20 protein-coding genes and 1 pseudogene are annotated in these 25,064 nt (G+C 59.9%); 10 read left to right on the top strand and 11 right to left on the bottom strand.

Annotated elements, in window-relative coordinates:
- Positions 1-106: 106 nt before the first annotated feature.
- The 6 genes from tkt to fba all read left to right on the top strand — a co-directional run bounded on the left by tkt (position 107) and on the right by fba (position 6,322).
- Positions 107-2,104, top strand: a complete 1,998-nt coding sequence (tkt, locus tag PFAS1_RS13370) for a transketolase (protein WP_076029465.1) — start codon at positions 107-109, stop codon at positions 2,102-2,104.
- A gap of 150 nt (positions 2,105-2,254) precedes the next feature.
- Entirely contained in the window at positions 2,255-3,307 is a 1,053-nt protein-coding gene (epd, locus tag PFAS1_RS13375) for an erythrose-4-phosphate dehydrogenase (protein ID WP_076029466.1), read from the top strand.
- A 12-nt stretch (positions 3,308-3,319) separates the two neighbouring features.
- Positions 3,320-4,483, top strand: coding sequence for a phosphoglycerate kinase (locus PFAS1_RS13380; protein WP_074871570.1), 1,164 nt, complete (start codon positions 3,320-3,322; stop codon positions 4,481-4,483).
- 34 nt (positions 4,484-4,517) lie between these two features.
- Positions 4,518-4,739: a hypothetical protein gene (locus PFAS1_RS13385; protein WP_046045274.1), complete on the top strand. Its 222-nt coding sequence runs from the start codon at positions 4,518-4,520 to the stop codon at positions 4,737-4,739.
- Positions 4,740-4,795: 56 nt separating this feature from the next.
- Complete coding sequence (locus PFAS1_RS13390) at positions 4,796-5,128, top strand: MliC family protein (RefSeq protein ID WP_076029467.1); 333 nt, start codon at positions 4,796-4,798, stop codon at positions 5,126-5,128.
- 129 nt (positions 5,129-5,257) lie between these two features.
- Entirely contained in the window at positions 5,258-6,322 is a 1,065-nt protein-coding gene (fba, locus tag PFAS1_RS13395) for a class II fructose-bisphosphate aldolase (protein WP_007975467.1), read from the top strand.
- 208 nt (positions 6,323-6,530) lie between these two features.
- On the opposite strand, the gene PFAS1_RS13400 is transcribed toward fba, so the two are convergent.
- The 3 genes from PFAS1_RS13400 to PFAS1_RS13410 all read right to left on the bottom strand — a co-directional run bounded on the left by PFAS1_RS13400 (position 6,531) and on the right by PFAS1_RS13410 (position 8,605).
- Positions 6,531-6,845: a hypothetical protein gene (locus PFAS1_RS13400; RefSeq protein ID WP_076029468.1), complete on the bottom strand. Its 315-nt coding sequence runs from the start codon at positions 6,843-6,845 to the stop codon at positions 6,531-6,533.
- A 240-nt stretch (positions 6,846-7,085) separates the two neighbouring features.
- Complete coding sequence (locus PFAS1_RS13405; protein WP_076029469.1) at positions 7,086-7,379, bottom strand: fructose-bisphosphate aldolase; 294 nt, start codon at positions 7,377-7,379, stop codon at positions 7,086-7,088.
- A gap of 557 nt (positions 7,380-7,936) precedes the next feature.
- Positions 7,937-8,605: a polysaccharide lyase family 7 protein gene (locus PFAS1_RS13410; RefSeq protein WP_076029470.1), complete on the bottom strand. Its 669-nt coding sequence runs from the start codon at positions 8,603-8,605 to the stop codon at positions 7,937-7,939.
- A 323-nt stretch (positions 8,606-8,928) separates the two neighbouring features.
- Here PFAS1_RS13410 and PFAS1_RS13415 point away from each other — a divergent pair, with 323 nt between their 5' ends.
- The 3 genes and pseudogenes from PFAS1_RS13415 to PFAS1_RS13425 all read left to right on the top strand — a co-directional run bounded on the left by PFAS1_RS13415 (position 8,929) and on the right by PFAS1_RS13425 (position 11,916).
- On the top strand, positions 8,929-11,052 hold the full coding sequence (locus tag PFAS1_RS13415; RefSeq protein ID WP_076029471.1) for a putative bifunctional diguanylate cyclase/phosphodiesterase: 2,124 nt from the start codon (positions 8,929-8,931) through the stop codon (positions 11,050-11,052).
- Between the two features lie 45 nt (positions 11,053-11,097).
- Complete coding sequence (locus PFAS1_RS13420; protein ID WP_076029472.1) at positions 11,098-11,589, top strand: M48 metallopeptidase family protein; 492 nt, start codon at positions 11,098-11,100, stop codon at positions 11,587-11,589.
- Positions 11,590-11,620: 31 nt separating this feature from the next.
- Positions 11,621-11,916: pseudogene (locus PFAS1_RS13425) on the top strand (winged helix-turn-helix domain-containing protein).
- A 123-nt stretch (positions 11,917-12,039) separates the two neighbouring features.
- Here PFAS1_RS13425 and PFAS1_RS13430 read toward each other — a convergent pair.
- Complete coding sequence (locus PFAS1_RS13430; protein ID WP_074871556.1) at positions 12,040-12,492, bottom strand: GNAT family N-acetyltransferase; 453 nt, start codon at positions 12,490-12,492, stop codon at positions 12,040-12,042.
- Between the two features lie 171 nt (positions 12,493-12,663).
- On the opposite strand from PFAS1_RS13430, the gene PFAS1_RS13435 reads away from it, so the two are divergent.
- Positions 12,664-13,401 carry a substrate-binding periplasmic protein gene (locus PFAS1_RS13435; protein ID WP_076029473.1) on the top strand — a complete coding sequence of 246 codons (738 nt, stop codon included), beginning with the start codon at positions 12,664-12,666 and terminating at the stop codon, positions 13,399-13,401.
- Positions 13,402-13,539: 138 nt separating this feature from the next.
- On the opposite strand, the gene yccS is transcribed toward PFAS1_RS13435, so the two are convergent.
- From yccS to betA, 7 genes are all read right to left on the bottom strand, one after another.
- Positions 13,540-15,723 carry a YccS family putative transporter gene (yccS, locus tag PFAS1_RS13440; protein WP_076029474.1) on the bottom strand — a complete coding sequence of 728 codons (2,184 nt, stop codon included), beginning with the start codon at positions 15,721-15,723 and terminating at the stop codon, positions 13,540-13,542.
- 296 nt (positions 15,724-16,019) lie between these two features.
- Positions 16,020-17,198: a BaiN/RdsA family NAD(P)/FAD-dependent oxidoreductase gene (locus tag PFAS1_RS13445; RefSeq protein WP_074871549.1), complete on the bottom strand. Its 1,179-nt coding sequence runs from the start codon at positions 17,196-17,198 to the stop codon at positions 16,020-16,022.
- Between the two features lie 132 nt (positions 17,199-17,330).
- On the bottom strand, positions 17,331-18,668 hold the full coding sequence (gene dbpA, locus PFAS1_RS13450) for an ATP-dependent RNA helicase DbpA (RefSeq protein ID WP_232252256.1): 1,338 nt from the start codon (positions 18,666-18,668) through the stop codon (positions 17,331-17,333).
- A gap of 105 nt (positions 18,669-18,773) precedes the next feature.
- Entirely contained in the window at positions 18,774-20,201 is a 1,428-nt protein-coding gene (mdtD, locus tag PFAS1_RS13455) for a multidrug transporter subunit MdtD (RefSeq protein WP_074871546.1), read from the bottom strand.
- Between the two features lie 65 nt (positions 20,202-20,266).
- A complete protein-coding gene (locus PFAS1_RS13460) occupies positions 20,267-21,616 on the bottom strand; it encodes a TldD/PmbA family protein (RefSeq protein ID WP_076029475.1) in 1,350 nt (449 codons plus the stop codon).
- The gene (locus PFAS1_RS13465; protein WP_074871540.1) at positions 21,616-23,058 is read right to left on the bottom strand and encodes a TldD/PmbA family protein; all 1,443 of its coding nucleotides are present in this window, start codon (positions 23,056-23,058) and stop codon (positions 21,616-21,618) included. The genes PFAS1_RS13460 and PFAS1_RS13465 overlap by 1 nt, the downstream gene beginning before the upstream one ends.
- 265 nt (positions 23,059-23,323) lie before the next feature.
- The gene (betA, locus tag PFAS1_RS13470; protein WP_074871538.1) at positions 23,324-25,027 is read right to left on the bottom strand and encodes a choline dehydrogenase; all 1,704 of its coding nucleotides are present in this window, start codon (positions 25,025-25,027) and stop codon (positions 23,324-23,326) included.
- Between the last annotated feature and the right edge of the window lie 37 nt (positions 25,028-25,064).

Consider the following 25,064-nt stretch of genomic DNA (forward strand, 5'->3'; position numbering starts at 1 on the left):
GATGACTATCTGTCATTGCCCCGAGGCGGGTGGGTGAGGGAAAATGCTCGCCTTTTTTCCGTTTCGTTTTATTCACTCTCGATTCAATATCCGCAGGAGAACAGCGATGCCCAGCCGTCGTGAGCGTGCCAACGCCATTCGTGCCCTCAGCATGGATGCCGTGCAAAAAGCCAACAGCGGCCATCCCGGTGCCCCTATGGGTATGGCGGATATCGCCGAAGTACTTTGGCGTGACTACCTGAAGCACAATCCGAGCAATCCATCGTTCGCCGACCGTGACCGCTTCGTGCTGTCCAACGGTCACGGCTCGATGTTGATCTACTCGCTGCTGCACCTGACCGGCTACGATCTGTCGATCGAAGACCTGAAGAACTTCCGCCAGTTGCACAGCCGTACCCCGGGTCACCCGGAATTCGGCTACACCCCAGGCGTTGAAACCACCACCGGTCCTCTGGGCCAAGGCCTGGCCAACGCCGTTGGTTTTGCCCTGGCAGAAAAAGTCCTGGCGGCGCAGTTCAACCGTCCGGGCCACAACATTGTCGATCACCACACCTACGTGTTCCTGGGTGATGGCTGCATGATGGAAGGCATTTCCCACGAAGTCGGCTCCCTGGCCGGTACTTTGGGCCTGAACAAGCTGATCGCTTTCTACGACGACAACGGTATCTCCATCGACGGCGAAGTCGAAGGCTGGTTCACCGACGACACGCCCAAGCGTTTCGAAGCCTATAACTGGCTGGTGATCCGCAATGTCGACGGTCACGACCCTGAAGAGATCAAGATCGCGATCGAAACGGCGCGCAAAAGCGATCAGCCAACCCTGATCTGCTGCAAGACCACCATCGGTTTCGGTTCGCCGAACAAGCAAGGCAAGGAAGACTGCCACGGCGCCCCGTTGGGTGACGCGGAAATCGCTCTGACCCGTGCTGCGCTGAAATGGAATCACGGTCCGTTCGAAATCCCGGCCGACATCTACGCCGAGTGGGACGCCAAGGAAACCGGTCGCGCGGCCGAAGCCGAATGGGATCAGCGTTTCGCTGCCTACTCCGCTGCCTTCCCTGAACTGGCCAATGAGCTGATTCGTCGCCTGAGCGGCGAACTGCCGGAAGACTTCGCTGAAAAAGCCGATGCTTATATTGCTGAAGTCGCCGCCAAGGGCGAAACCATCGCCAGCCGTAAAGCCAGCCAGAACGCATTGAATGCCTACGGCCCGCTGTTGCCTGAACTGCTGGGCGGCTCCGCTGACCTGGCCGGTTCCAACCTGACCCTGTGGAAAGGTTGCAAAGGTGTTACGGCTGAAGACGCCAGCGGCAACTACATGTACTACGGCGTTCGCGAGTTCGGCATGAGCGCGATCATGAACGGCGTGACCCTGCACGGCGGTCTGGTGCCTTACGGCGCGACCTTCCTGATGTTCATGGAATACGCCCGCAACGCCGTGCGCATGGCCTCGCTGATGAAGCAGCGTGTCGTGTTCGTCTACACCCACGACTCCATCGGTCTGGGCGAAGACGGCCCGACTCACCAGCCGATCGAGCAACTGACCAGCTTGCGCAGCACACCGAACCTCGACACCTGGCGTCCAGCCGATGCCGTTGAATCGGCGGTGTGCTGGAAAATGGCTCTGGAACGCAAGGACGGCCCTTCGGCGCTGATCTTCTCGCGTCAGAACCTGCAGCACCAAACCCGCAATGCATTCCAGATCGCTGACATCGCCCGTGGCGGTTACGTGTTGAAGGATTGCGAGGGCGAGCCTGAGCTGATCCTGATCTCCACCGGTTCGGAAGTCGGTCTGGCCGTTCAGGCCTACGACAAGCTGACTGAACAAGGTCGCAAAGTGCGGGTTGTTTCGATGCCTTGCACCAGCGTGTTCGATGCTCAGGACGCCGGTTACAAGCAAGCAGTCCTGCCGTTGCAAGTCAGCGCCCGTATCGCCATCGAAGCCGCCCACGCGGACTACTGGTACAAGTACGTGGGCCTGGAAGGTCGCGTGATCGGCATGACTACCTACGGCGAGTCGGCGCCTGCGCCAGCCTTGTTCGAAGAGTTCGGCTTCACCCTGGAAAACATCCTGGGTCAGGCTGAAGAGCTGCTGGAAGACTGATCCAGAAAGTGCGTCGCCTGGACTGCCGCTTTCGCGAGCAAGCCCGCTCCCACATTGGAATGCATTTTCCTGTGGGAGCGGGCTTGCTCGCGAAGGCGTCGGTCCGACCAACACTGCAATAACGGATTCACCACGGTAATCGAGAACCCCATGCCTCAACCGCGTCCTTACAAAGTTGCACTCAACGGCTACGGCCGGATTGGTCGTTGCGTCTTGCGTGCGTTGTTTGAGCGAGGCGATAAGGCCGGGTTTGAAATTGTTGCGATCAACGATCTGGCGGACATGGCCAGCATCGAATACCTGACACGTTTCGACTCCACTCACGGGCGGTTTCCCGGGGAAGTGAGGGTCGAGGGCGATTGTCTGCATATTAATGGCGACTGCGTGAAGGTCCTGCGCAGTGCCACCCCTGAAGGCATCGATTGGGCGTCGCTGGGCGTCGATCTGGTGCTGGAATGCTCCGGCGCTTACCACACTCGCGAAGATGGCCAGCGTTTCCTCGACGCCGGTGCGCCGCGGGTGCTGTTTTCCCAGCCGATGGCCAGCGAAGCGGATGTCGACGCCACCATCGTCTACGGCGTGAACCAGGATTGCCTGACCGGCGACGAGTTGCTGGTGTCCAACGCGTCCTGCACCACCAACTGCGGTGTGCCGCTGTTGCGCCTGCTGGATCAGGCCATTGGTCTGGAATACGTGTCGATCACCACCATTCACTCGGCGATGAACGATCAGCCGGTGATCGATGCCTATCACCACGAAGACTTGCGCCGCACCCGTTCGGCGTTTCAGTCAGTGATTCCGGTGTCCACTGGTCTGGCGCGTGGCATCGAGCGCCTGTTGCCGGAACTTGCCGGCAGAATTCAGGCCAAAGCCGTGCGGGTGCCGACGGTTAACGTGTCTTGCCTCGACATTACGATGCAGACCGTAAGCGACACCGACGCCACCGAGGTCAACCGGATTCTGCGCGAGGCCGCCACCCATGGCCCGCTCAAAGGCCTTCTGGCCTATACCGAGTTGCCTCACGCCAGTTGTGATTTCAACCATGACCCACATTCGGCCATCGTCGATGCCAGTCAGACTCGAGTTTCCGGCCCACGGCTGGTGAACATCCTGGCCTGGTTCGACAACGAATGGGGTTTTGCCAACCGAATGCTGGATGTTGCGGAACACTATCTGCATATATCTGCCTCTCCAAAACAGTAGGAAATGCGACCCATGACCGTGTTGAAGATGACCGACCTCGATCTGCAAGGTAAGCGCGTACTGATCCGCGAAGACCTCAACGTCCCAGTCAAGGACGGTGTAGTCACCAGCGATGCGCGAATCCTGGCTTCGCTGCCGACCATCAAGCTGGCCCTGGAAAAAGGCGCGGCCGTGATGGTCTGCTCGCACCTTGGCCGTCCGACCGAAGGCGAGTTCTCGGCCGAGAACAGCCTCAAGCCAGTCGCTGACTACCTGAGCAAGGCTCTGGGGCGTGAAGTGCCACTGGTGGCCGATTACCTGAACGGCGTTGACGTGAAGGCCGGCGACATCGTGCTGTTCGAAAACGTGCGCTTCAACAAAGGCGAGAAAAAGAACGCTGACGAACTGGCCCAGCAATACGCCGCCCTGTGCGACGTGTTCGTGATGGATGCCTTCGGCACCGCTCACCGCGCCGAGGGTTCGACCCATGGCGTGGCCAAGTTCGCCAAAGTCGCCGCTGCTGGCCCATTGCTGGCTGCCGAACTGGACGCACTGGGCAAAGCCCTCGGCGCCCCGGCGCAGCCAATGGCGGCGATTGTTGCCGGCTCCAAGGTCTCGACCAAACTCGACGTGCTGAACAGCCTGAGCCAGATCTGCAACCAGCTGATCGTCGGCGGCGGCATTGCCAACACCTTCCTGGCCGCTGCCGGTCACCCGGTCGGCAAATCCCTGTACGAGCCGGACCTGCTGGACACCGCTCGCGCCATCGCCGCCAAGGTCAGCGTGCCGCTGCCGGTCGACGTCGTGGTTGCCAAGGAATTCGCTGAAACCGCCACCGCGACCGTCAAGCTGATTGCCGACGTGGCCGCAGACGACATGATTCTGGACATCGGCCCGCAGACCGCGGCGAATTTCGCCGAGCTCCTGAAGTCGTCCAAGACCATTCTGTGGAACGGCCCGGTGGGCGTGTTCGAATTCGACCAGTTCGGTAACGGCACCAAAGTCCTGGCCCAGGCCATCGCAGAAAGCTCGGCATTCTCCATCGCTGGCGGCGGCGACACCCTGGCCGCTATCGATAAATATGGCGTTGCCGATCAGATCTCCTACATTTCTACCGGTGGCGGTGCGTTCCTTGAATTCGTCGAAGGCAAGGTGCTGCCGGCCGTTGAAGTCCTGGAAAGCCGGGCCAAGGCCTGAGGCCGCCCATTTGACCAGGCAAAGGAGTGTTCAGATGGTCAAAACATTAGCGCTGTTGATCATCGCCGGGTCGCTGGCGGCTTGCGGGAGTAACCCGAAAGCCCCGAAGGTGCCCGAGACGCCTGAACAGGACAAAGGCTGCTACCAGGCCGACTGGCAGGCCGAAACCAATCCGGTGATCAACAAGCGTTCCGGGCCTGATGGCCTGGACAAATATGAGACACAGACCCCGGCCAAGGAACATGGCTGCCCTTGACGGGTCTGACACTTTACTCAGGGCTGGCGGCGTGCGCCGTCAGTCGAGGAACATGGATGAAAGGTTTTATCGCCGTCATGGCGCTGGCGCTGCTGGCAGGTTGCTCGAATTTCAATCTGTTCAAGCCTGCCGAATCGACGGACAGCTGGACCACCTGGACCTGCGACAGTCAGGCCAAAGTGCTCTGGCGCTACACCGACGAAAGCCGCAAGGAAGTCGACGTTCGCCTGGGCGGTGCCGATCAGGTCTACCGCTTGAAGCATGAGCCGGGCGCCGACGGTTCGCTGTACAGCAACGACATGCTGGCGTTTCACTTAAAAGGTGAGGAAGGCCTGGTGTACTGGGTCGCCACCAATGATTTGATCGGCCGCGGTTGTAAAGCGCAGTAACGCCGCAAGATTGAGGCAACACCGAATTGGCAGGCAGGGCTGACCCCCGATCTGCAATAACTTGAATAGCCGCCGCCGCTACGGCAGGCTGGCACGATTAACGACCCTCAACCGGGAGATACACACACAATGGCACTTATCAGCATGCGCCAGATGCTGGACCACGCAGCCGAGTTCGGCTACGGCGTTCCAGCCTTCAACGTCAACAACCTTGAGCAGATGCGCGCCATCATGGAAGCCGCTGACAAGACTGACTCCCCGGTGATCGTCCAGGCTTCGGCCGGTGCTCGCAAATACGCCGGCGCACCGTTCCTGCGTCACCTGATCCTCGCGGCAATCGAAGAATTCCCGCACATCCCGGTGTGCATGCACCAGGACCACGGCACCAGCCCTGACGTCTGCCAGCGCTCCATCCAACTGGGCTTCAGCTCGGTGATGATGGACGGTTCCCTGGGCGAAGACGGCAAGACCCCGACCGACTACGACTACAACGTCCGTGTTACCCAACAAACCGTCGCCATGGCTCACGCCTGCGGCGTTTCGGTCGAAGGCGAGCTGGGCTGCCTGGGTTCGCTGGAAACCGGCATGGCCGGTGAAGAAGACGGCATCGGCGCCGAAGGCGTTCTGGATCACAGCCAAATGCTGACCGACCCGGAAGAAGCCGCTGACTTCGTCAAACGCACCCAGGTCGACGCCTTGGCCATCGCCATCGGCACCAGCCACGGCGCGTACAAGTTCACCAAGCCGCCTACCGGCGACGTGCTGGCCATCGACCGCATCAAAGAGATCCACAAGCGCATCCCGAACACCCACCTGGTGATGCACGGTTCGTCTTCGGTACCGCAAGAGTGGCTGGCGATCATCAACCAGTACGGCGGCGACATCAAAGAAACCTACGGCGTACCGGTTGAAGAAATCGTCGAAGGCATCAAGCACGGCGTACGCAAGGTCAACATCGACACCGACCTGCGCCTGGCATCCACCGGTGCGATGCGTCGCCTGATGGCCACCAATCCGAGCGAGTTTGATCCGCGTAAATTCTTCGGCGCGACTGTGACTGCCATGCGTGATGTGTGTATCGCACGTTATGAAGCGTTTGGTACTGCCGGTAATGCTTCGAAGATCAAGCCGATCTCGTTGGAAGGAATGTATCAGCGTTATTTGAAGGGTGAGTTGAACGCTAAGGTTAACTAAGCCGTAAGCGTTTGAGTTGCATTAAAAACCCGCCGTGAGGCGGGTTTTTTGTGGGTGGGACGTTTTGCTTGAAATGCGCCGACATAAGGCGGATGGCATGTAACCTATAGCGGACATGTTTCTACTCAATCTGGAAAAAGTCCGTAATAGGTGACATCTTTATCCTGAGTGTTTATGGCTGATATTCCCTGTTTTATATGTTTTGCGCTCACCCAATCCGACCAAGCCCTACTTGTTGAGAGTACGAAATGCCGGTGGCTTCAATGAAACTTCGGGTCCCATTCAGAGTGTTAAAGTCGGAAGTTGTAAGTGTCCAGTTTTCTGTGTTTCCACCCACCATCCCGCTGAGCGTAATAGTTGTGTAGTTTGCCCAGATGCTCTGCGTCCCGTTGATTGTTCCGGTTTTTCCATTAACATTGACGGTCGCATTAACAGGACCTGCATAGTCATCACTGCTATGGACCGTCAAATAGACGTGATACTCGGCAAACGCACCATAAAAAGTTCCTACTAAAGCGCCCATACTTTATATCCTTATGATGTTGAAGATAAAAAAATTAAAAAAGAACATGGGGTTTTTGTTTATGTGTCCTGTTCTTGTTTTTTTGTGTTTCGTAGATAAGGCTAGTTCTGTGAGGGTGCGCGGTCACCTGTAATAAGTGACAGTTTTTAATATCTTTTTGCTATAGGAAGACAGGTTTATTGCGGGGGACGTGAGGGGAAGGGGCAGATTTATTTAATCGTCCCCTTTTTCTCAAAGAGCTTAGCTATTTGTTGGTTTATCAAACCCGCGCTGCTCAATCACCCGAAACACATCGCTTACATCCTGGACCATGATCCGGGCGATGTTGGTGACGGTGTTGATGTCGTTCTCGGCATAGTCCGGCAGGCTGGTGCAGGCCATGAGGTGCAGGTATTTGAGGACGGCGCTGAGGCGTTCGCTGACGCAGTTGTGGAGTTCTTGGAGGGGGGCGTCGCTGTCGATGAGCAGGACGGGGTAGTCGGTGGCGAATTGGGACATGGGGGTGAAGCGGCGAGGCGGTTGTTGATTGCTCATGGAAAATCCTTAACTCAAGAAAGAATTCGCCACCGTTTGCTGCGAAACAAATGGGGTGGCAGCTGTGCGCGGGTTCGCAGACCGAGGAGTTAAGACCCGGCAGACCCGAGGGTCTCCCACGCACAGCCGCCATAAAGAACGAGTACGGGCATGCGCTGCCCGTGTCGTATTTTGACGGTTGTGGTTCTAACTCGGTAGGGCTGCGAAACCCTATCGCCGACTGCTGTCAGCGACGGGGCGAACTATAAGCGGCGACTTTGGTGGCTGCAACCGGGGTGTAGGATCGCGCGCGGTCATTGTGGCGAGGGGGCTTGCCCCCGTTCGGCGGCGCAGCCGTCGTAAAACCGGGCGCTGCGGTGTGTCTGAGGAAATTGCGTAGCAGGGTTTGGGGCTGCTTCGCATCCCAACGGTGGCAAGCCCCCTCGCCACAGAGGGAGTGGTCCTACGAGGTTTTCGGACGCTGGGATTTGTAGACGCTGCCGAGATGGAGTTGTTCTTCTGAGCGTCCCAGGCTGCATTCCTTTGCTGCGCGTGAGAAACGATCAGGGTGAGGGGGATTACCTGTCGTGATCAATATCCAGCTTGCTGAACGTCACTTTCCCGCCTTCGCTGGTGTACCCGGTGTTGTCCTGCACATACGCCCCGGCCTTGAAGTACAGCGGCTTGACGCTCCAGGTCCTGCTGATGTCGGTGTCCCACTGGTAGCCCGCCGCACTGATGCCCAGCGCTCCGCCCGGGCTCAGGTGGATGAGGTAGGAAAACTCCCGATCCAGCTTCACCCCGGTAGCGATGGTGATTATCCGGGCGGTATCGTCATCGGGGCGCATACGAACCTTGGCGACGAGGTTGCCCGACTGTGTGCTGGTCGAGTACTGATACTCGAGCTTCACCATCGGTTTCTGGCTTTCATAGGCGTGGATCTGGCCGATGACGATCTTGCCTGAGGTCGGGACCTGATTTACCGCCAGGGTGGCGCGCAGGGAATTGTCGGCGTCCGGGTAGAGCCAGTTTTTCAGTGTGCCGTTGCTGTAGGTTTCGCGAAGTTCAGTGCGCGGATACTTGGCGTTTTCAGTGGTAGAACCGGTGACCGGCGTCCAGAAAAACAAAGTGCCGGTGTCGGAGTGGAAGTATTGGTCCTTGAAGCCATCCACCAGTTTTGACGTTTCAACGGTGTACGGCGGACTGCCGACGGGAACGCTGAGGTTCCAGGTTGCGAGATCGATCATAGACAAAAGCTTCCACGGATTTTTACTGCACGAACGTGCCAGATGCTCTAGCACGCGCCTTGGAGGGCGGTCTTTATAATCGCAGAAGGCACGTTTGTTAATGCCCGTCTGGCAGATGGTTGACGTCAACATCCTGTCGAAATGCCATCTTTCCCGGTTTTAGCGGGCTGTGGCGCCGACCGTTAGTCGGCAAATGGACGCTTTGGTTAAATGATGGCGTACTGATAGCTTCTGCTTTTGCGGAACCCGGTCTAGAGTGAAGGCTTAGTATTTGTCCGGTTTTCACGAGAAACCGGCCTGACGTCCCGCATAAGAGAAGCAGCATGGAATGCGCGCACCCCACGCCAGCTGAAGGCAATTCAATTCTTTTAATCGTCGATGATTACCCTGAAAACCTGATCAGCATGCGCGCGTTGTTGCAGCGCCAGGACTGGCAGGTCATGACCGCCGCCTCGGGCTTCGAGGCGCTCAGCCTGTTACTCGAACACGATATCGACCTGGTGCTGCTGGATGTGCAGATGCCGGGCATGGACGGTTTTGAAGTGGCACGCCTGATGCGCGGCAGCCAACGAACCCGCCTCACGCCAATCATTTTCCTTACCGCCAACGAACAGTCCCAGGACGCCGTGATCAAGGGCTATGCCAGCGGTGCGGTGGATTACCTGTTCAAACCGTTCGACCCGCAAATTCTCAAACCCAAAGTCCAGGCGCTGCTCGAACACCAGCGCAATCGCCGTGCGTTGCAGCGCCTGAGTCGCGATCTGGAGGTCGCACGCGCGTTTAATGCCTCGGTGCTCGACAATGCCGCCGAAGGCATCCTGGTGGTCGGTGAGGACGGTCTGATCCGCTATGCCAATCCGGCGATGTCGCGGTTGCTCAATGCCACGGTGCAAGACCTGCAAGGCAAAGAGTTCCTGGATTTCCTGCAAAAACCGCACATTCCGGTCTGGGCCGACTCCGAATTTTTCACGGGTTACAAACGGGGTGAAACCCTGCGCCTGCACGATGCCTTGCTGCGTACGGCGCCCGGCCAGCAGGTGCCCGTGGCGCTGTCCTGCGCACCGTTGCCCAGCGAACAAAACGCGATGGTGGTGACGGTGCTGGACATGTCGGTGGTGCGCCATCTGCATCAGCAACTGGAGTTTCAGGCCGTCACCGATCCATTGACCGGGCTGCTCAATCGTCGTGGCTTTTACCAGACGGCGGAAAACCTGCTGTTGCGTGGCGACCGTTCCGACAGTGCCTGGGTGCTGCTGTATCTGGACCTCGACGGCTTCAAGCGGGTCAACGATTCCCTCGGTCACGATGCCGGCGACCGGGTGCTGCGGTGGGTGTCCGAGCAGTTGAAGGCCTGCCTGCGGCCCTTCGACATTCTGGCGCGCATGGGCGGTGATGAGTTCACCGCGTTGCTGGATCTGGAATTCCCCGAGCAAGCGGCAAAGATTGCCGAGAAGCTGATTGAGCGGGTGTCGGTCTGTCAGCAGATCGATGGTTTGGATATCGCCTTGGGCGCCAGCATCGGCATTGCGACGTACCCGGATTGCGGTTCCAATCTTGACGGTTTGTTGCGTGCGTCTGACATCGCGATGTACGAAGCCAAGCGCGCCGGCCGTCAGCAGTATCGTTTCTACGATCATGAAATGAACGGCCGGGCACGCTCGCGGTTGATGCTCGAAGAAAGTGTGCACGCGGCGATCGAGAACCGTGATTTCAATTTGGTGTATCAACCCCAGGTGGCCATTGCCAGCGGGCAGATTCGCGGGTTCGAAGCGCTGATCCGCTGGCAGCACCCGAGCGTCGGCGATGTACCGCCGGGGCTGTTTTTGCCCTTGCTGGAAGAGGCGCGGTTGATCAGTCGCCTGGGCAGCTGGATCTATCAACAAGGGGCTAGCCAGCGAAAAGCCTGGGAAACCCTGTTCGCCGACAACCTTGTGCTGGGCGTGAGTTTGAGCAGTACGCAATTCGGCATGCCCAATCTGGTCACCGAGTTGCGCCAGGTGCTCGAGCGCCATGGCTTGCAGGCGCACCATCTGGAAGTCGAGGTCACCGAAGCGGCCTTGATGCAGAACCCTGAGGAAACCCGTAAACAGCTGCGCCTGCTGCGAAACCTGGGTGTGCGGGTGGCCCTGGATGACTTTGGTTGCGGGCCGTGTTCGCTGTCTCATCTGCGGGATCTGGAGTTGGACACGCTCAAGTTCGACCGGCATTTGATTGCCCGGCTTCTGGAGTCCTCACGCGATGCGGCGCTGGTGCGCAATGTGATCGAGCTGTGCAAGGAGTACGGGATGCTGGTGATTGCCGAGGGGGTGGAAACCGTTGCGCAATATCGGTGGCTGCAAGCCAATGGTTGCGAGTACGTGCAAGGGTTTCTGGTGGCACGGCCGATGATGGCCGAGGACGTCGGCGACTTTGTGCGGCCGTTCGACTGGAACACGCTGACCGGCTGAATTCGCTACACTGGCGACCTTTTGGTGAATCGTGTTGCCGCCCCAATGACCGCGTTGAAATACCTCCAGGCCTATCCTGCTGCTCTGCAGGACCAAGTGCGCCAGCTGATCGCCGACGGTCGGCTGGGCGACTACCTGAGCCAGCGTTACCCGGAAAAACACCGGATCCAGAGCGACAAGGCGTTGTACACCTATACGCTGGACCTTAAGCAGGAATACCTGCGTAACGCCCCGGCCGTCGATAAGGTGTTGTTCGACAACCGCCTGGACCTGACCCACCGCGCCCTCGGATTGCACACCGCGATATCCCGGGTGCAGGGCGGCAAGCTCAAGGCCAAGAAAGAAATTCGTGTGGCTTCATTGTTCAAGGAAGCACCGGCCGAGTTTCTGAAAATGATCGTGGTGCATGAATTGGCGCATTTCAAAGAGTCGGATCACAACAAGGCGTTCTACAAGCTTTGCGATCACATGTTGCCGGGGTATCACCAGGTTGAGTTCGATGTGCGGGTGTACCTGACGTGGCGGGACATGCAATAAAAATCAAGATATCGCAGCCGGGAGTGTTTCGATGGATGTAAGCAAGACCAAAAGCAGCTTCTATCGTCGGTTATACGTGGCGTACCTGATCGATAGCGGGTTGGCCAGTAGCGTCCCGGCGCTGACCGAAGTGACCGGCATGCCCCGGCGCACGGCTCAGGACACCATCGCGGCATTGGCGGATCTGGACATTGTTTGCGAGTTCCAGCAGGAAGAAGGCGCGCGCAATCATGCCGGGCGTTATCGGATTCGCGAGTGGGGGCGATAGATCGGGGGTGGATCGAGCGCAATCTTCGGCAGATCAAAGCGGTGTTGGAATATCCCTGAACGCTCGACTCTGATCGTTCCCACGCTCTGCGTGGGAATGCCTCAATGGACGCTCTGCGTCCGCTTCGGCAGGGACGCGGAGCGTCCCGGGCTGCATTCCCACGCAGAGCGTGGGAACGATCATTACGGGCGGCGCATCCCGATATGCGGAATGCCATCCTCAAGAAATTCCTCGCCCGCCACCACAAATCCGTATTTAGCGTAGTACCCCTGCAAATGCGCCTGGGCCGAGAGATAGATCGGTACTTCAGGCCAGCGCTTTTCAGCCTGCTTCAACGCCTGTGCCATCAACTCATGTCCAAGCCCGGTACCGCGCGCTTGAGGGGCAATGATCACTCGCCCGATGACCACGTCACCCCCCTGTAACTCCGGATCGAGCAACCGCAGGTACGCCACCAGCCGATCCCCGTCCCAGGCCATCAGATGGCAGGTGTCACCTTCCAGATCCTGGCCGTCGATGTCCTGATAGACGCATTTCTGCTCAACGACAAACACTTCTGCACGTAGCTGCAGAATGGCGTACAGCTGCTCTTTGCCCAGATCGCTGTGGTGTTTGCAGACCCAATCGATTGTCATCTTCACACTCCCTTGAACATCGTCGCTCCGATACTAAGCGTCCAGGCGAAAGATGTCTGTATGGCAAAGAAATCTGTGACATAGGCCAAAATGCCATCATTCATTTCGCGCGGCGTTGTCTTGTTTGTGTAATCTGGGCTGGAGTGTCTCGCCCGCTAAGGATTTTCTAGCATGCCGCAATTGCATCGAGCCTTTGCTTTGATTGGATTGCTGTTGCTGACTCAAGGCGCAGCAGCGGAAAAGCTGCGATTGGTCGCCGATGCCTGGCCGCCCTTTACCGACGCCACGCTGGTCAACGGTGGGTTGGCCACGGACATCGTCAGCACTGCGCTGGCCCGGGCCGGTTATGCCAGCGACTTTGAACAAGTGCCTTGGGCGCGTGCCTTGATGGGGGTTGGCGAGGGTCGATACGACGTGTTGGTCAACGCCTGGTACACCGACGATCGTACGAAGCTTGGCCAGTTTTCCGGCGAATACCTGCTCAATCGAGTGCGCTTTCTCAAGCGCAAAGACACGCCGATCGAATACAACAACCTGCATCAACTGCATACCTACCCGATAGCGGTGGTGCGCGGTTACGCCTATTCGTCGGCGTTCGATGACGACGTATCGCTGCAGAAAGTCCCGGTGCACAGCTTTTCCATGGCGGTGCGCATGGTCGCCGCCAACCGGGTCAAGTTGACGCTGGAAGATGAGTACGTTGCGCGTTACTACCTGGCCCGGGAATCAGCCAAGGTGCGCAATGCGGTGGAATTTTTGCCCAAGCCATTGAGCGAGAACAGCCTGCACATCCTGGTCAGCCTGAAGAACCCCAGGCATGAACAGATCGTTGCCGGTTTTGACCGCGAGATCGCGGCGATGAAAGTGGATGGGAGTTATCAGCGGTTGATGAAGCAGCATGGGATGTAAGCGTTGTGGTGGAGCTGATAGCCCCTTCGCGAGCAAGCCCGCTCCCACAGTGGATCTGCAGTGGATGCAGATTTTGTGTACGGCAGAGATCAAATGTGGGAGCGGGCTTGCTCGCGAAGGGGCCATCAGCCACACCTCTCAATCCTTACTCGTTTCCTTGATGAGGTGCGCCGCCAACGTGCGCAATGGCCCAAGCTGACGGCAGATCAAGGCCAACTGCGTCTGCACCAGCCGCTGCCCTTCATCGATTTCGTCCGGCATCTGTTCAAGCTCATTGGCCAGTGCCTCTTCCTCATCGCTCTGAATCGCAATCGGCAGTTTGCTCGCCAGCCCTTGGGCAATTTCATCGATGCTGGCGGCCAGTCTCACGCCCGCACCGTCGATCAAATGCTCGCGTACATCGGGTGGCAGCTGGGTTTCCCGGTGTGCGCCCAGTCCGGACAAATAACTGAGCAAGGTGTGCGAGAGCACCAGGAAGCGGAACCCGACATCCGCTTCCTTACGGAAATGCCCCGGTTCCATCAGCATGTTGGCGAGCGTCGTCGACAGGGCCGCGTCGGCGTTGTGCGCATTGCGTCGGGCCAGCCGATACGCCAGGTCGTCGCTTTTGCCGGCGGCGTATTGCTGCATGATCTGGCGCAGGTAAATGCTGTTGCACGTGAGGGTGTTGGCCAGCACTTTGTTCAGGCGTCGACCCTGCCAGTCCGGCAGGAAAAGGAACACCGCCAGCCCGGCGATCAGGCTGCCGAGCAAGGTATCGAACAGCCGTGGCAGGAACAACCCGTAACCATCCCCGACCTGGTTGAAGCAGAACAGCACCATCAAGGTGATCGCGGCCGTCGCCAAGGTGTAGCGGGTGGTGCGGTTGATAAAGAACACCACCCCGGCGGCGATCGCGAAGCACGATTGGACCAAGGGATTCGGAAACAGATCGAACAGCGCCCAGGCCACGGTCAGGCCGATGGCGGTGCCGATGATCCGCTGGCCGAGTTTGCGGCGGGTGGCGCCGTAGTTCGGTTGGCAGACAAACAGCGTGGTGAGGATGATCCAGTAACCCTGGGACGGGTGGATCAAATGCACCATCCCGTAGCCGATGCTCAAGGCCAGGGGCAAACGCAGTGCGTGACGGAACAGCAATGACGTTGGTGTCAGCTGCGTGCGTAACCGAATCCACACATCCTTGAGGTTGCGGGGCGAACGGTCGAGCAGGCTGCTGTCGGTGGCGTCCGCCAGGGCATCGGGGTTGCTGGCGTCGCTGAGCAAACGGTCGAGCGTGCCGAGGTTGGCCGCCAGTGCCCGCAACGACCGCAACAGTCCGCGCCAGGCCGGGTTGCTCTGGATGCGCAGGTGTTCGAGGGAGGCGTGCAGGTCGCTCAGGGCTTCGGCGAAGTTGGCGTCATAGACGAACGGCTGGCGCATCTGGATTGACTCGGCCAGCGCCCGGCAGGCTTTGCCTTGCTGGCGCAGCAAGCGTTGGCAGCGGAACATCACGTCGCTATGAAAGAAGGCATCGGCGAGGGCGTTGTAAGGGTAGTGCGAGGAACTGGCGCGTTCGTGGATGTCCTGGGCGAGGAAGTACAGCTTCAGGTAACGGCTGAGTTTCGAGCCCGGCCGGCCGTTGCCGACCCGGTGCAGGATGATTTCCTTGGCGGCGTTCAGTGCGGCCACGACACGGCCGTTTTGCTGCGCCAGTTCCAGTCGGCGCGCTTCCACGTCCAGTTGCCGGATCGGCTCGAACAGCGACGATTTCAGCTTCAGGTACAAACCCAGTTCGCGGAACAATCGCGCCAGGCTTTGCTGCACCGGCTGATTGGAAAACATCGCCTGCCACAGCACCGAGAGCAAACCGTACCAGGCGGCGCCGGCCACCAGCAGCACCGGTTCGTGCCAGAAATCGATGACTTCGCCGCCGCGCTGGTCCACGCCGATCATGGTGTAGACCGACAGGATCAACGTCGCCGAGGCAATCGCGCCATAGCGTTCGCCCAAGGCGCCGAGCATGGTCAGGCCGAAACTGGCCAGGGCCAGGGCGATGACAAAAACGACGGGGTAGGGGAAGAGCAGTTCGACGGAGAGGGCGGCGACGCTGAAGCACACCAGCGTCACGGCCAGTGCGTTCAGGCGGCCTTGCCAACTGTCGTCGGTCTCGGCCAGGGCGCTGGCGATGATCCCGAGGAACAGCGGGATCAGCAGCCCCATTTCATCCTTGTACCAACACAGCGCCATGCTGCCGGTCAGGGCGATGAACACCCGCACGCTGTAGCTGAATTTATCCAGCGCCCAGAGGCGACGCAGAGACTGATTGAAGGGGGTCGATGACATGAAGTGCGAGGGCCTTCCGAGGCAATGACGCTAAATTGAGCCAGTAATGACGTCGACGCAATGGCGCCGATCACATCTGACAGCAAAATCTGTTCCTTGTATGTATCTGAGGTCCGCATTCAATTATGTGGCGAGGGGGCTTGTCGGAACGCCGCATCGCCCCGTTCGACTGCGCAGCAGTCGCAAAACCGTAAATGCGGTTTACCAGGTGGAATGTGTTTGCTGCATTAGGGGCCGCTTCGCAGCCCAACGGGGGCAAGCCCCCTCGCCACAAAAGCCCCTGCAAACGATGGGCGTCAGACGTACTGCGCAGCCGCGTAACCGGAGGCCCACGCCCACTGGAAGTTGAAACCGCCCAGATGCCCGGTGACGTCGAGCACTTCGCCAATGAAATACAGACCGGGGCTTTTCAGCGATTCCATGGTCTTGGACGACACTTCGTTGGTATCGACGCCGCCCAATGTCACTTCAGCAGTGCGATAACCTTCAGTGCCGGCCGGCACCACTTTCCAGCTCGCCAGTTTTTCGGCGATGTCGGCAATTTCCGCGTGGGTGTATTGCTTCATCGGTTTGGAGACGAACCAGTTGTCCGCCAGCAGGTTGGCCATCTTCTTGGTGAAGATTTCCCCCAGCAGGGTTTTCAGCTCGCTGTTCGGCCGTTCGGCTTGCTGCTGTTGCAGCCAGGTCGGCACGTCATGGTCCGGCATCAGATTGATCTCAACCGTGTCGCCGGATTCCCAGAACGATGAAATCTGCAAAATCGCCGGACCACTGAGGCCGCGGTGAGTGAACAGGATGTTCTCGCGAAAACTCTGGTCGTTGCAGCTCACCAGGCAATCCACCGACGTACCGGAGAGCTCGGTGCAAAGCTCCTTGAGCTGATCGGTGATGGTGAACGGCACCAGCCCGGCGCGGGTCGGCAGCAAGTCGTGGCCGAATTGTTTGGCCACCTGATAGCCGAAACCGGTGGCGCCCAGCGTCGGGATCGACAAGCCGCCCGTGGCGATCACCAGCGATTCGCAGGTGATCTGATCGAGGGTGGTTTGCAGCAGGTAGCCGCTTTCCATTTTCTCGATGTGCTGGATCGAGGTGTCCAGGTGCAGGCTGACGCCGACCTGATCGCACTCGTTGAGGAGCATGTCGAGGATGTCGCTGGATTTGTTATCGCAGAACAGCTGGCCGAGTTTCTTCTCGTGGTACGGCACGCCGTGCTTGGCGACCATGCCGATGAAATCCCACTGGGTGTAGCGGGCCAGGGCGGATTTGCAGAAGTGTTCGTTTTGCGAGAGGAAATTGCCCGGTTCGGTGTACATGTTGGTGAAATTGCAGCGGCCACCGCCCGACATCAGGATTTTCTTGCCGGCCTTGTTGGCATGGTCGAGCAACATCACCTTGCGCCCGCGCCCGGCGGCGGTCAGCGCACACATCAAACCTGCGGCGCCAGCGCCAATGATCACGACTTCGGTAGAGCGCAAAACGGTGTCCTCACACAATGATCGTTCCCACGCTCTGCGTGGGAATGCCGCCATGGACGCTCTGCGTCCGCCGTTATGTGACGCGGAGCGTCACGGGATGCATTCCCACGCAGAGCGTGGGAACGATCATGATCAGAGGATACGAACGCGCAGCGAACGGCCTTTGATCTTGCCGTCATTCAGGCGTTGCAAGGCTTGCTTGGCGATCCCGCGTTCTACAGCCACATAGGCCTGGAAGTCGAAAATCGCGATCTTGCCAACCTGAGCGCCGGGAATGCCCGCATCGCCCGTCAATGCGCCCAGAATGTCGCCCGGACGCACCTTGTCTTTACGGCCAGCGCCGATGACCAGCGTGCTCATCACCGGCAGCAGCGGTGCGCCGCCCTGGGATTTGAGATTGTCCAGCTGATCCCAGCTCAACGGCGACTTCTGCAGTAGCTCGATGGCTTGGGCGCGGTGGGCTTCGGACGGTGCGACCAGGCTGATCGCAATCCCTTTCTCACCGGCACGACCGGTACGGCCAACACGGTGGATGTGGATTTCCGAATCACGGGCCAGTTCGACGTTGATCACCATGTCCAGCGCATCGATGTCCAGGCCGCGAGCGGCGACGTCAGTGGCGACCAGCACCGAAGTGCTGCGGTTGGCGAACATGGCCAGTACCTGGTCGCGGTCACGCTGTTCCAGGTCGCCGTGCAGGCCGACGGCAGAGATGCCTTTGGAGGTCAGGTGATCGACGGTTTCCTGAACCTGCTGCTTGGTGAAGCAGAAGGCGACACACGATGCCGGACGATGATGCGCGAGGACTTTGACCACGGCGTCCATGCGCTCTTCCGGGGATATCTCGTAGAAACGCTGCTCGATCTGCGTATCGTCGTGGAACGCCTCGGCCTTCACGATCTGAGGCGTGCGCATGAATTTCGCCGCCAACTGCTTGATACCCGTCGGGTACGTGGCGGAGAACAGCAGGGTCTGGCGACGCGCCGGGGTCTGGGCAATGATTTCTTCGATGGAGTCGTAGAAACCCATGTCGAGCATGCGGTCGGCTTCGTCGAGGATCAGCGTGTTCAGGCCATGGAGCACCAGCGAACCTTTGCGCAAATGCTGTTGAAGGCGACCCGGGGTGCCGACGATGATGTGCGCGCCATGCTCCAGGGAGCCGATCTGAGGGCCGAAGGACACGCCGCCACACAGGGTCAGGACCTTGATGTTGTCTTCGGCACGGGCCAGGCGACGGATTTCCTTGGCGACCTGGTCAGCCAACTCGCGAGTCGGGCAGATGACCAGCGCCTGGCAACCGAAGAAGCGCGGATTGATCGGGTTCAACAGGCCGATACCGAAGGCGGCGGTCTTGCCGCTGCCGGTCTTGGCCTGGGCGATCAGGTCCATCCCCTTGAGGATCACCGGCAAGCTTTGCGCCTGGATCGGCGTCATCTCGGCATAACCCAAAGAGTCGAGGTTAGCCAGCATGGCGGCGGACAGCGGCAAAGTATTAAAAGCGGTGGCGATGGTGGTCACGGGACTGGCCTGCAAAACAAAATGTCGCGCAGTGTATCAGTCTCGTGGCCATTCGCCCTAAGGCTCTATGTGCTCTTCCGGACGTTTGACGCGCCGTCCGTCTTCCTTTGAAAGCTGGGAGAAGATCGTCGCGGCCAGCATCGCCATGATTCCGACCGTCACAAACGTCAGCTGGAACGCACCCAGCACCGTGTCCACGCCGTCGTTGCCGATCTCTGCGGTGAACCCGCCGAGCAAGGCGCCGGCACAGGCAACGCCAAGGCTCAGGGACAATTGCGCGACCACCGACAGCAGGCTGTTGCCGCTACTGGCGCTGGCGTCGTCGAGGTCGATCAGGGTGACGGTGTTCATTGCGGTGAACTGCAAGGAGTTGATCGCCCCCAGAATCGACAGCATCACCAACAGCAGCCAGTACGGCGTTTGTTCGCTGACCAGCCCCATGCTCGCCAGCATCAGCCCCAGCGCCAATGTGTTGCCGGTCAGCACGATGCGATAGCCCAAGCGTTCGATCAACGGTCGCGCCACCGACTTGGCGACCATCGCAGCCGCCGCCAGTGGCAGCATGCTCATCCCGGCCTGGGACGGCGAATAGCCCAGCGCCACTTGCAACAGCAATGGCACGAGAAACGGCAGGGCGCCGCTGCCCAGGCGGGCGAACAGGTTGCCGAGGATGCCCACGGCAAACGTCCGGGTCTTGAACAGTGACGGCGCGAACAGCGGATTATCGATGTGCCCGGCCCGCAACCAGTACGCCGCCAGACACGCCATGCCGCCGAACAGCAGCAACATCACCCGCAAGTGCGGCAGGTGCAATTCGCCCAGACCTTCCATGGCAACGGTGATCAGCACCATCGCCGCGCCGAACAGCAAAAAGCCCAGGCTGTCGAAGCGGGTGCGTTCAGTGCCGCGCAGGTCGGGGATGAATTTCCACACGGCGTAGCAACCGACGGCGCCGACTGGCAGGTTGATCAGGAAGATCCAGTGCCAGGTCAGGTATTCAACCATCCAGCCGCCCATGGTCGGGCCGATCAACGGGCCGAGCAATCCGGGGATGGTGATGAAGCCCATGATCCGCACCAGCTCCGAACGCGGGTAGGCGCGCAACACCACCAGTCGTCCGACAGGCAACATCAGCGCACCGCCCAGACCCTGAATCACCCGCGCGCCAATCAACTGGCTGAGGGTGCTCGACAGGGCGCAGAGCAACGAGCCGAGGCTGAACAGCAGGATCGCGCTGAAGAAGATTTTGCGGGTGCCGAAACGGTCGGCGATCCAGCCCGAGGCGGGGATCAGCAAGGCGACGGTGAGCATGTAGGCGATGATCACGCCTTGCATGCGCAGCGGGTCTTCGGCCAGGTCTCGGGCCATGGCGGGCAGGGCGGTATTGAGGATGGTCCCGTCGAGGGACTGCATGAAGAACGCGATGGCGACAACCCACGGCACCCAGCGGGCGGTGACAGCGTCGAGAGGCGGGCGGTTGGGCATGGGACCTCATTTGATTTAAACGACGACGATGATCGTTCCCACGCAGAGCGTGGGAACGATCAGGGTCAGAGGGTCAAGGTCAATTTGCTGATCAGCGCCCCCGGCAACAACGCCGACGCCGTGGCCCGCTGGCTGTAGGTACTGGCCGACAACATCAGCTCGCGCTCTTCGGTCAATGCTTCCAGCTGCGATCCCAACAGACTGTAGGCGCTGTCATCAAAACGCATGGTGCTCACCGGTGCCTGAATCTCGCCGTTCTCCACCCAGAAGGTCGCAAACCGCGTCATGCCGGTCAGGCGTGCCGCCGGCTGATCGGAGTAGTTCAGGTACCACAGGTTGCTGATGTACAAGCCCGTGCCCAATTGCTTGAGAATCTCTGCATCAGGCAACGTACCGGCCGCCATGTTCACTGCGCTTGGCATTTCACCGCCGCTGGCGCCGTTGGCGGTCAGGCCGTACTCGGCCGCACTGCGTGAACTGACCATCTGTGCGCCGGCCTTGCCGTTGACGATCAACCCCAGATCGCTGCGCGGATAACCTTCGCCGGAGAAGGCCGGGCTCAACGAACCGCTGACCTTTTCATCCACCGACACCAACGGACTGAACGCACTGTCGCCCGCATAAAGCTTTTGCAGCGGGCTGTTTTTGCTGGCAATCGACTGCGCCGAGAAACCGCCCCAGCCCAGCATGTCCATGATTTCCCCCAGGGCTGCCGGTGCCAGATAGGCGCGATACTGACCCGGCGCCAGGGTGTGTTGCGGTCTGCCGAGAAACGCCAACTGCTCGCGTGCCTGCGCAAAGCGCTTGGCAAAACCTTCGCTGTTCCAGTCGTGCCCGGCGTAACTGGCTTTCACCGCCTGGCCGTTGTCATGCACCAGGCTGAAATCAAAGTTGAAGCTGTTAGCCTGATGCCAGCCGAACGCGCCCGAAGAGCTGGCGAAACCACGGCTGATCGGGCCAGCGGCGTAGAAACCGACCAGGTCCAGCCCTTCGGCGGCCTGGGTGATTTCAGCAACCACTTGCTCGGTGTCCGGCAGCGGATGCTCCTGCACATTCTTGCTCTGCCAGCCGTTGTGGTTGAGCAGCAGGTACGGATCCTGCGGCAGCAACGGCAAGGTTTCGCGCAGCTGTTGCAGACCTTCGGCCAGGCGCTGCACATCGACGGCGGCATCACCCGACAGCGTGATGTTCAGGTCGGCGTGGCGCCCCTCGTTGATCAGTTTGAAACCGACGCTCGCCTGCTGCACCTGCCCGGCCTGACGGACCTTGGCGTGGTTGAAGCGCACGAAGGCCGAGGACTCGGCGGCATAGCTGAGGGTGAATTGTTCCGGCTCGTGAATCGCATCGCGCAGCCAATCGACCAAGGCCTTGAATGCATCGGCCTGATTTTTTGGGACGCTTTTAAAATCAGTCATCAGGCAGCTCCCCCAAACACATCAACGTTGCTGAACACACAGGCCGGCGAGGCATGGCCGACGCGGATCACCTGGTTCGGCTCGCCTTTGCCGCAGTTCGGCGTGCCCAGGACCTTGACGGAGTTGGCATCGCCGACGGCGCTGAGGCTTTTCCAGAACTGCGCGGAAATCGCCCGGTAGTTCGGGTTCTTGACCACGCCTTTGAGTTCGCCGTTTTCGATCAGCTGGCCCCATTCACAGCCGAACTGGAACTTGTTGCGGGCATCGTCGATGGACCACGAGCGGTTGGTGCTCATCAAGATGCCGTGCTCGATGTTGCCGATCATCTGCTCCAACGGTTGATCGCCAGCCTCGATGTTCAGGTTGGCCATGCGATCGATCGGCGGACGGTTCCAGCTGCAGGCGCGGCTGTTGGCCACGCCTTCCATGCCCGCGCGAAACTGCGACAGCGCGCCACCCAATGGACGCAGCAGCAAGCCTTCTTTAATCAGGAATTGTTTGCTCGCGGCCGTGCCGTCGTCGTCATGCCCGTAGCTGGCGAGCTGCTCGGGGATGTCCGGGTCGAAGGTTACGTTGAGCAGTTTGGAGCCGTATTGCAGGCGGCCAAAGTCTTCGGCCTTGACGAAACTGGTGCCGGCGTAATTGCGCTCGTCACCGAGGATGCGGTCCAGTTCCAGCGGGTGACCGATGGACTCGTGGATCTGCAGCATCATCTGGTCCGGCATCAACAGCAAATCACGCGGGCCTTTCGGGGTGTTTGGCGCCAACAGCAATTGCAGCGCCTGATCGGCGATTTTCGGACCGGCGCCGACCAGGCCACAGCGGCTGATCACATCAAAACCGCCCTGTTGACCGAAGTTCTCGCGGCCCAGGGTTCGTGTCTGGCTGTCGTTGCCGTCGTAGGCGGTGACTTCCAGGCTCGGGTAGACGAACCGCTGGGCCTGGCGCAGTTCGGCGCCAGCGTTGCTGAGGTAGATCTGTTCGACGTTGGTGATGCCGATGCTCACTTCCCAGTTCACCAGTCGCTCGTCCTTGGGCACGGCGGCGGACTCGGCGCCGAGCAGTTGGTAGCAATCGCTCAGGGACGGGAAGGGCTGGTCGAGGTTCGGCGAAAAGTAGTCGGCGCGGTCGCTGGAGACCACTTGCGCGCTCAGGTCGAGCAGGGCGTGGGGCTTGAGTCGGCGGGCTTGTTGCTCAGCCTTCTCCAGTGCGGCTTGCAGGCCGGATTGCGACAGGTCGTTGGTCGCGGCGTAGGCTTCGACGCCGTTGACCCGAACGGTCAGCATCGCGCCTTCGTCACGGCTCAGGCTCGGAGGTTCGGCGACATTCTTGCGCACCGACAGGTACTGGCCGGACTCGCGTACATAACGCAGCGAAAAGAATTCAGCGCCCGTGCGCAAGGCAGCAAAACGCTGCTTGAGCTGGGGATGGAAATCGAACATTCGGGAACCTCCTTGGTATGGAGTGGCGGTGTATCGATGTCGCGAGGGGGTGAAACGTTTGCGTGGCGCTAGATTAGGCCGGTGCGGGGGGTAGGATCAAGCTTGGAGAGGTGTAGGAAGGGGTTATCGGGGAGTGTCAGGAGTTTGATTGTTGTTTAGTCGGGCCCCTTCGCGAGCAAGCCCGCTCCCACATTTGATCTGTGTCGTTCACAAATCCAATGTGGGAGCGGGCTTGCTCGCGAAGGCAGCACTGCGGTGTTACGACTTACTGAGCAGTCAGGCTCACATCCCGCAACGGCTTGCCACGCACCGGCGCATCGCCAGCCACGAAGTAGGCAGCCTTGCTACGTGGCAGCGGCTTGCGACCACGGATCTTGTCGGCGATTTTCTCGGCGATCATGATCGTCGGCGCGTTCAGGTTGCCGGTGGTGATGATCGGCATGATCGAGGCATCGACCACGCGCAGGGCTTGCATGCCATGCACACGACCTTCGCCATCGACCACGGCCATTTCGTCGGTGCCCATCTTGCACGAGCAGGACGGGTGGAACGCGGTTTCGGCGTGTTCGCGGATGAACTTGTCGAGCTGTTCATCGGTTTGCACGTCGATGCCCGGGCTGATTTCGCGGCCACGGAAAGCGTCCAGTGCAGGCTGTTGCATGATTTCACGGGTCAGGCGGATGCCGTCGCGGAATTCCTGCCAGTCCTGCTCGGTGGCCATGTAGTTGAACAGGATGCTCGGGTACTCGCGCGGGTCCTTGGACTTGGCCTGGACCCGACCGCGGCTCGGCGAACGCATGGAACCCATGTGCGCCTGGAAACCGTGCTCTTTCACACCGTTGCTGCCGTTGTAGTTAATCGCCACCGGCAGGAAGTGGTACTGGATGTTCGGCCAATCGAATTCCGGGCGGGTACGGATGAAACCGCCGGCTTCGAACTGGTTGCTGGCGCCGATACCGGTGCCGTTGAACAGCCACTCGGCACCGATGGCCGGCTGGTTGTACCAGAGCAGCGACGGGTACAGCGAGACCGGTTGGGTGCAGGCGTATTGCAGGTACAACTCGAGGTGATCCTGCAGGTTCTCACCCACGCCCGGCAGGTCGTGGACCACCGGGATGTCGAGTTTTTTCAGCAGTTCGGCCGGGCCGACGCCGGAGCGTTGCAGGATCTGCGGCGAAGCGATGGCGCCGGAGCACAGCAGCACTTCTTTGCGGGCGCGGGCTTCAACGCGCTCTTCAGCGGCGCCGATCAGGTAACGCACGCCGACCGCACGCTTGCCTTCGAACAGGATCTTGTCGGTCAGGGCGTGGGTGACGATGGTCAGGGTCGAGCGCTTCTTGGCGATGTCCAGGTAACCGCGAGCGGTGCTGGCGCGACGGCCGTTCGGCGTCACGGTGCGATCCATCGGGCCAAAGCCTTCCTGCTGGTAGCCGTTCAGGTCTTCGGTACGCGGGTAACCGGCTTGTACGCCTGCTTCAACCATCGCATGGAACAGCGGGTTGTTGCCGGCTTTGGGCGTGGTCACGCTGACCGGACCGTCGCCACCGTGGTAGTCGTTCGGGCCGATGTCGCGGGTTTCGGCCTTGCGGAAATACGGCAGGCAGTTCAGGTAGTCCCAGTCTTCCAGACCTGGCAGTTTGGCCCAGTTGTCGTAGTCCATCGCATTGCCGCGGATGTAGCACATGCCGTTGATCAGCGAAGAACCACCCAGGCCCTTGCCGCGACCGCATTCCATCCGGCGACCGTCCATGTGCGGCTCTGGATCGGTTTCGTAGGCCCAGTTGTAGCGACGGCCTTGCAGCGGGAACGCCAGGGCGGCCGGCATTTGTGTACGGAAATCCATGCGGTAGTCCGGGCCGCCTGCTTCGAGCAGCAGGACGGTGACGCCTTCGTCTTCAGTCAGACGGGTCGCCAGGGTGTTACCGGCCGAGCCGGCACCGATGATGATGTAATCGAATTCTTGGGACATTGAATGCACCCTCTTTGAAATTGGTCAGGTCGGCGAG

Source organism: Pseudomonas frederiksbergensis (genome assembly GCF_001952935.1).
GTDB lineage: Bacteria > Pseudomonadota > Gammaproteobacteria > Pseudomonadales > Pseudomonadaceae > Aquipseudomonas > Aquipseudomonas frederiksbergensis.

Coding starts and splice junctions, on each gene's coding strand:
- tkt (WP_076029465.1), top strand. CDS start 107: ATGCCCAGCCGTCGTGAGCGTGCCAACGCCATTCGTGCCCTCAGCATG.
- epd (WP_076029466.1), top strand. CDS start 2,255: ATGCCTCAACCGCGTCCTTACAAAGTTGCACTCAACGGCTACGGCCGG.
- PFAS1_RS13380 (WP_074871570.1), top strand. CDS start 3,320: ATGACCGTGTTGAAGATGACCGACCTCGATCTGCAAGGTAAGCGCGTA.
- PFAS1_RS13385 (WP_046045274.1), top strand. CDS start 4,518: ATGGTCAAAACATTAGCGCTGTTGATCATCGCCGGGTCGCTGGCGGCT.
- PFAS1_RS13390 (WP_076029467.1), top strand. CDS start 4,796: ATGAAAGGTTTTATCGCCGTCATGGCGCTGGCGCTGCTGGCAGGTTGC.
- fba (WP_007975467.1), top strand. CDS start 5,258: ATGGCACTTATCAGCATGCGCCAGATGCTGGACCACGCAGCCGAGTTC.
- PFAS1_RS13400 (WP_076029468.1), bottom strand. CDS start 6,845: ATGGGCGCTTTAGTAGGAACTTTTTATGGTGCGTTTGCCGAGTATCAC.
- PFAS1_RS13405 (WP_076029469.1), bottom strand. CDS start 7,379: ATGAGCAATCAACAACCGCCTCGCCGCTTCACCCCCATGTCCCAATTC.
- PFAS1_RS13410 (WP_076029470.1), bottom strand. CDS start 8,605: ATGATCGATCTCGCAACCTGGAACCTCAGCGTTCCCGTCGGCAGTCCG.
- PFAS1_RS13415 (WP_076029471.1), top strand. CDS start 8,929: ATGGAATGCGCGCACCCCACGCCAGCTGAAGGCAATTCAATTCTTTTA.
- PFAS1_RS13420 (WP_076029472.1), top strand. CDS start 11,098: ATGACCGCGTTGAAATACCTCCAGGCCTATCCTGCTGCTCTGCAGGAC.
- PFAS1_RS13430 (WP_074871556.1), bottom strand. CDS start 12,492: ATGACAATCGATTGGGTCTGCAAACACCACAGCGATCTGGGCAAAGAG.
- PFAS1_RS13435 (WP_076029473.1), top strand. CDS start 12,664: ATGCCGCAATTGCATCGAGCCTTTGCTTTGATTGGATTGCTGTTGCTG.
- yccS (WP_076029474.1), bottom strand. CDS start 15,723: ATGTCATCGACCCCCTTCAATCAGTCTCTGCGTCGCCTCTGGGCGCTG.
- dbpA (WP_232252256.1), bottom strand. CDS start 18,668: ATGCTGGCTAACCTCGACTCTTTGGGTTATGCCGAGATGACGCCGATC.
- mdtD (WP_074871546.1), bottom strand. CDS start 20,201: ATGCCCAACCGCCCGCCTCTCGACGCTGTCACCGCCCGCTGGGTGCCG.
- PFAS1_RS13460 (WP_076029475.1), bottom strand. CDS start 21,616: ATGACTGATTTTAAAAGCGTCCCAAAAAATCAGGCCGATGCATTCAAG.
- PFAS1_RS13465 (WP_074871540.1), bottom strand. CDS start 23,058: ATGTTCGATTTCCATCCCCAGCTCAAGCAGCGTTTTGCTGCCTTGCGC.
- betA (WP_074871538.1), bottom strand. CDS start 25,027: ATGTCCCAAGAATTCGATTACATCATCATCGGTGCCGGCTCGGCCGGT.